The organism is Shewanella sp. 11B5, assembly GCF_002836795.1.
Classification (GTDB): Bacteria; Pseudomonadota; Gammaproteobacteria; order Enterobacterales; family Shewanellaceae; genus Shewanella; species Shewanella frigidimarina.
Map to the genome: position 1 here is coordinate 1 of NZ_PJAP01000464.1, position 4628 is coordinate 4628.

Annotated in this window: 7 protein-coding genes; 5 read left to right on the forward strand and 2 right to left on the reverse strand. The window is 40.1% G+C overall.

Going from position 1 to position 4628, the window contains the following annotated elements:
* Positions 1-182: 182 nt before the first annotated feature.
* Both CXF78_RS10785 and CXF78_RS10790 read left to right on the forward strand, forming a co-directional pair.
* Entirely contained in the window at positions 183-488 is a 306-nt protein-coding gene (locus CXF78_RS10785; RefSeq protein ID WP_059744650.1) for a hypothetical protein, read from the forward strand.
* 181 nt (positions 489-669) lie between these two features.
* Positions 670-870, forward strand: coding sequence for a PspC domain-containing protein (locus CXF78_RS10790; protein WP_011638776.1), 201 nt, complete (start codon positions 670-672; stop codon positions 868-870).
* Positions 871-940: 70 nt separating this feature from the next.
* Here the strand turns inward: CXF78_RS10790 and CXF78_RS10795 are convergent, their stop codons facing one another.
* Positions 941-1678 (reverse strand): enoyl-CoA hydratase-related protein, encoded by a 738-nt coding sequence (locus CXF78_RS10795; protein ID WP_011638775.1) that lies wholly within the window; start codon positions 1676-1678, stop codon positions 941-943.
* A gap of 35 nt (positions 1679-1713) precedes the next feature.
* Here CXF78_RS10795 and CXF78_RS10800 point away from each other — a divergent pair, with 35 nt between their 5' ends.
* Genes CXF78_RS10800 through CXF78_RS10810 form a run of 3 tightly spaced genes read left to right on the forward strand, consistent with a single transcriptional unit; the run spans position 1714 to position 3923 of the window.
* Positions 1714-2202: a copper chaperone PCu(A)C gene (locus CXF78_RS10800; RefSeq protein WP_011638774.1), complete on the forward strand. Its 489-nt coding sequence runs from the start codon at positions 1714-1716 to the stop codon at positions 2200-2202.
* A gap of 12 nt (positions 2203-2214) precedes the next feature.
* Entirely contained in the window at positions 2215-3186 is a 972-nt protein-coding gene (locus CXF78_RS10805) for a DUF2333 family protein (protein ID WP_102036777.1), read from the forward strand.
* A 2-nt stretch (positions 3187-3188) separates the two neighbouring features.
* Entirely contained in the window at positions 3189-3923 is a 735-nt protein-coding gene (locus tag CXF78_RS10810) for a TIGR04219 family outer membrane beta-barrel protein (protein ID WP_102036778.1), read from the forward strand.
* Between the two features lie 117 nt (positions 3924-4040).
* On the opposite strand, the gene CXF78_RS10815 is transcribed toward CXF78_RS10810, so the two are convergent.
* Positions 4041-4628: TolC family protein (locus CXF78_RS10815; RefSeq protein WP_180957111.1), on the reverse strand; the 588-nt coding region annotated here is incomplete at its 5' end.

Genomic DNA, 4628 nt, shown 5'->3' on the forward strand with positions numbered 1-4628 from the left:
ACCTGTTGGTTTTTTGAACGTGTTTTTAGTTCAATTACATAAACTATAATTAATTTATTTTGTTTACAAATTAAGTTGTTATGGTTGTTTTTAAAAGTTGGCACGCAGCTTGTAATACCTATTGTGTAATCAACTAGACGGGTGTTTAGTTGCCATTAACCAACACAAGAAAGGATGCCATTATGTCTACATTAACTTCAACCAACGTGATTCGCCGTAGTGTTCAACTATCAATTGCAGCAGCATTATTGGTTACCGCCAGTGTTTCGGCACAAGCAGATGAAATTTCAATCTCTAATACAGTCGCTGCGCTAGAACAGAATATGACGCAAGCGAGCCAAGAGATGATTTCAAATGTAAAGCAAGAGTTAATGCTGTCGTTGCAAACCCAAATTGCTGAACAAGTTTTTGAAATTAATTCAGCTTTAGAGTTTGCTAGCTTTGAACAACCACAAGTGAGTACCGCTGTAGCTGCCGAGAATAAGTAATGGATTGGGCGATGAATATAGGCTTGGTGCTGCCATTAATGTCGTTATTGTTATTGCCAGTTATCAGTTTTGCATTGTGTGCGATGTTAGTCAGCTGGCTGTTTTGGCCAAGCATTAATGACCAAGCTTAATCTTAACTCATTGCTTTTAGAATAAACCTTATTAAGTACGAGAGGATAATATGAACCGTTTAATCAATAGATTACAAGATGAAACTCGAATTGTATGTGGCGTATCTGCGAAGTTAGCGAAACAATATGGCTGGTCATTGCTTTGGACTCGTATTGTGACGGTAGGATTAGTGCTAACCAATCCAAGTATTAGTTTACTTGCGTATTTTGTGATTGCTGTGGTGATGAGCCAAAAAACATCACGATTTTAAGGCTTGCCCAGTAATGGGTAAGCGGGGGAAGTTTGATTACCCCGCAGACAGGTTACATTGAAATATGTGGTTATTTTTTTAAGAAAGCTTGGAAGCGTTGTTTTGCTTCGTCACTTTGTAAGCGCTCAGCAAACTCAACTAATTCTAATTTCATCTGAGCTTTAACTTCTGCCTGGTTATGACGTAAAAGCCGTTTTGATGCTTGCATAGATAATGGTGGCAGAGCTGCCAATTTTTTTGCTTGCGCTAGACTGAAGCTAATGAGCTCGTCTTGGGCAACTACGCGGTTAATAATAGTTAATTTTTCAGCCGTCTCTGCATCAAAGGCTTCGCCTAGTAAAATCAGTTCAGCTGCTTTTTGTTGGCCAACAATTAAGGGTAACAATATGCTTGAGGCTGCTTCTGGTACTAGCGCTAAATTGACAAATGGCATTTGGAATTTAGCCTTATTGTCGGCGTACACTAAGTCACAATGCAATAGTAAAGTTGTTCCTATTCCCACTGCTGCTCCGGTTACTGCTGCAACCACAGGCTTTTTAAGATCTAATAAACAAAACAAGAATTTAACGGTTGGATGATTATCATCTAACGCACCACTTTGCAGAAAATCGACGATATCATTGCCAGAGGTAAAACAGTTTTCGGTACCATGGAACAGAAAGGCACGAATATCATTGTCGGCTTCACCTTGGATCAGGTATTCTGTGAATTGCTGATACATTTCTAGATTAAAGGCATTGCGCTTTTCTGGACGATTAAAACTGATGATACGCACGCCTTGATCATCTCTTACCTGAATATGACTCATTCGTAGCTTCCTGTTGTGAACGCGAGTGGGATTACATGGAGTTTAAGACATTGAAAGCAATATTCAAACATCTGTTTAACTTTTTAGTGTTATCATCATTATCATTCGCAGCCACTGCTAACGTAGTCTTGGTCGATGGACATGTTAGAGCTATGCCTGCGAGTGTGCCCAATACCGCCGCTTATTTTACGTTAGAAAATCATAACAACAGCGATGTTAAGTTAGTTGAAGTGAAGACGAGTGTGGCAAAAGTAGCGCAGTTGCATACAATTTTAGAAGAAGATGGCATGGTTAAAATGCGTCAAGTCGAAGGGTTTACCATACCGTCTCACGGTTCGTTAACGCTTCAACCTACTGGCGACCATGTGATGTTGTTATCGTTAACTGCGCCATTGGTTATTGATGACAAAGTGCCTTTAGAATTAATTTTTGAAGATGGTCAGCATCTTATGATTGAGCTTACTGTGCTTAAACAAGCCGCGGCTCAACATGATGAACATGCAGAACATCATCACCATCATTAAGGAGCAATATTGATGCAAGTAACAAGGAATAAAATTTTAGCCGTTTTTGGTGTGCTGGGTTTAGTACTTTACTTTGTTAGCGTGTGGTGGAGCGTTGAGCCGGATCCAATTAAGCCGGTATCGTCGCAAACTGATAACGGTAAGTTAATTGTGGGTTATGCCACAACAACTGCATTAATTGACACAATGGAAACCTTGCTGGATAAACCAGGTGGTTGGCTGTCTAATGATATTATGCCTCCGTCGGTAATGATGGATAACATGCCTGCATTTGAATTTGGTGCATTAGAACAAGTGCGTGATTTAGCACTGACTATGCGTAAAGAGTTTAGTCGTTCACAGTCGCAGTCTACTGCGGATACTGATTTGTTAGGCGCTCATTCGAAGTTAAACATCGATAACACCAGTTGGTTAGTACCAAGTGCCGAAGGTGAATATCGTGATGCTATCAAATTACTGAAACTTTACCGTGCTAAAATCAACGACGCTGATAACAATAATGCTCAGTTTTATGCTCGTGCAGATAATCTCAATGAATGGCTTAAAGAAGTTCAGAAACGTTTAGGCAGTATGTCGCAACACTTATCTGCCAGTGTGGGCCAAGAACGATTAAATACTGATTTAGCAGGTGATTCGTCTGCGCGTCAATCTACACCTGGTTTATCAAGTAATGAAATTAAAACCAGCTGGTGGAAAATTGATGATGTATTTTATGAAAGCCGTGGTTCAGCTTGGGCATTATTGAATTTTATGCGGGCAATTGAAGTTGATTTTGCCGATGTGTTAGAAAAGAAAAACGCTGAGGTCAGTTTACGTCAAATTATTCGTGAACTTGAAGCAACTCAGCAAACAGTTTGGAGCCCTTTGGTTCTTAATGGAAATGGTTTTGGTTTAGTGGCTAATCACTCGTTGGTGATGGCTAATTATATTTCGCGTGCAAATGCCGCGGTAATTGATTTAACTAATTTACTCTCACAAGGATAATGATGAAAAAGACTCTTCTTACCACAGCTGTAGTGGGCCTTTTAAGTGTGTCATCGGCTCATGCGGCAACTGTATTGGGTTTTAAAGTAGGCGCTGATTATTGGCAGGCAGACACCACAAATGCATTTAATGATGATAGTGGTGTTGCTCACAGCTTTAATGATGATTCTTCACAGGGTAGCTTGTGGATTGCTGTTGAGCATCCATTGCCGTTTGTGCCTAATGTTAAAATTCGTGAAAACCGTCTTGAGTCGAGCACGAGTCTTGCTAATGCCGACTTTAACTTTAACGGTCACAATTTTACTGGCGCAACCTCGGTGACGAATGACTTAAGCAATACTGATTTTGTATTGTATTACGAAATTCTTGATAACGATTTAGTGTCAGTTGATTTAGGTGCGGCATACAAGTTAATGAGTGGCTCATTACGTGTTGCTGATGCGGGTCACCCAGAAGAAGTGGATATCGATAGTGGTATCGTGATGGGATACGCCAGTGCACAAGTTGGCATGATTGGCTTAGGCTTGTTTGGCTTTGCTGATGTGATGCTAGGCATCGATGAATCTAATGTATATGATTACGGTGCAGGTTTAGGATGGCAGTTTGACGGATTAGCTGTCGATACTTCTATCCGTGTTGGTTACCGCGAGTTTAATTTTGATGTAAGCAACTTCTCTGGTGTTTCTCAAAATACTGACTTTAGTGGTGCATTTGCTGGTGTTGAATTAGTTTTCTAATTCGGTATCGAGCTTAACGATTATGTGAATAATTGTTATGCCAATAAAAAACCGCCAACTGGCGGTTTTTTTGTGGGAGCTTATTTTTGTGTAAGCCTAGTGCTTAGTGACTAGTGCTTATTGAGCAATGAGTCCGCTGTTAATCGAGATAACATCATCTTCGTTCAACGTACCAGCAGCCTGTTTAAGCGCTAATATAGAGTTAATATAACCATAACGAGCTTCAGATAATTGACGCTTTGAATCATACAAGTCACGTGTACGGTTTAGCACATCAACAATCGTACGCGTACCCACTTCAAAACCAGCTTGGGTTGCTTTTAGCGCACTTTCAGATGAAATAACTGATTGCTCATACGCTTTGATTGAACTGATAGACGCATTAACGTTGTTAAAGTTATTACGCACGTTTTTGGTTACGCTACGATGAGTTTGTTCTAGTTTCTCGCTAGCTTCCACATATCTGAATTGAGCTTGCTTCACTTGAGAAGTGATTTTAAAGCCTTCAAAAAGTGGAATGCTTAACGTGATGCCAACATTGGTGTTGTCATAATCTGGACCAGGAGTTTGATCAACACCTTTGTTATAACCTGCATTGAAGTTCAATGAAGGCATGTGGCCAGCTTTGTACAATTTAATGGTTTCATTGGCGATATCTTTAGCGATACGTTGAGTCATTAAATCGATGCTATTGGTTTCGGCCAT

Bases quoted from the DNA above. Each gene is read 5' to 3' on its own strand.
- CXF78_RS10785 (WP_059744650.1), top strand. From the start codon at position 183: ATGTCTACATTAACTTCAACCAACGTGATTCGCCGTAGTGTTCAACTA.
- CXF78_RS10790 (WP_011638776.1), top strand. From the start codon at position 670: ATGAACCGTTTAATCAATAGATTACAAGATGAAACTCGAATTGTATGT.
- CXF78_RS10795 (WP_011638775.1), bottom strand. From the start codon at position 1,678: ATGAGTCATATTCAGGTAAGAGATGATCAAGGCGTGCGTATCATCAGT.
- CXF78_RS10800 (WP_011638774.1), top strand. From the start codon at position 1,714: ATGGAGTTTAAGACATTGAAAGCAATATTCAAACATCTGTTTAACTTT.
- CXF78_RS10805 (WP_102036777.1), top strand. From the start codon at position 2,215: ATGCAAGTAACAAGGAATAAAATTTTAGCCGTTTTTGGTGTGCTGGGT.
- CXF78_RS10810 (WP_102036778.1), top strand. From the start codon at position 3,189: ATGAAAAAGACTCTTCTTACCACAGCTGTAGTGGGCCTTTTAAGTGTG.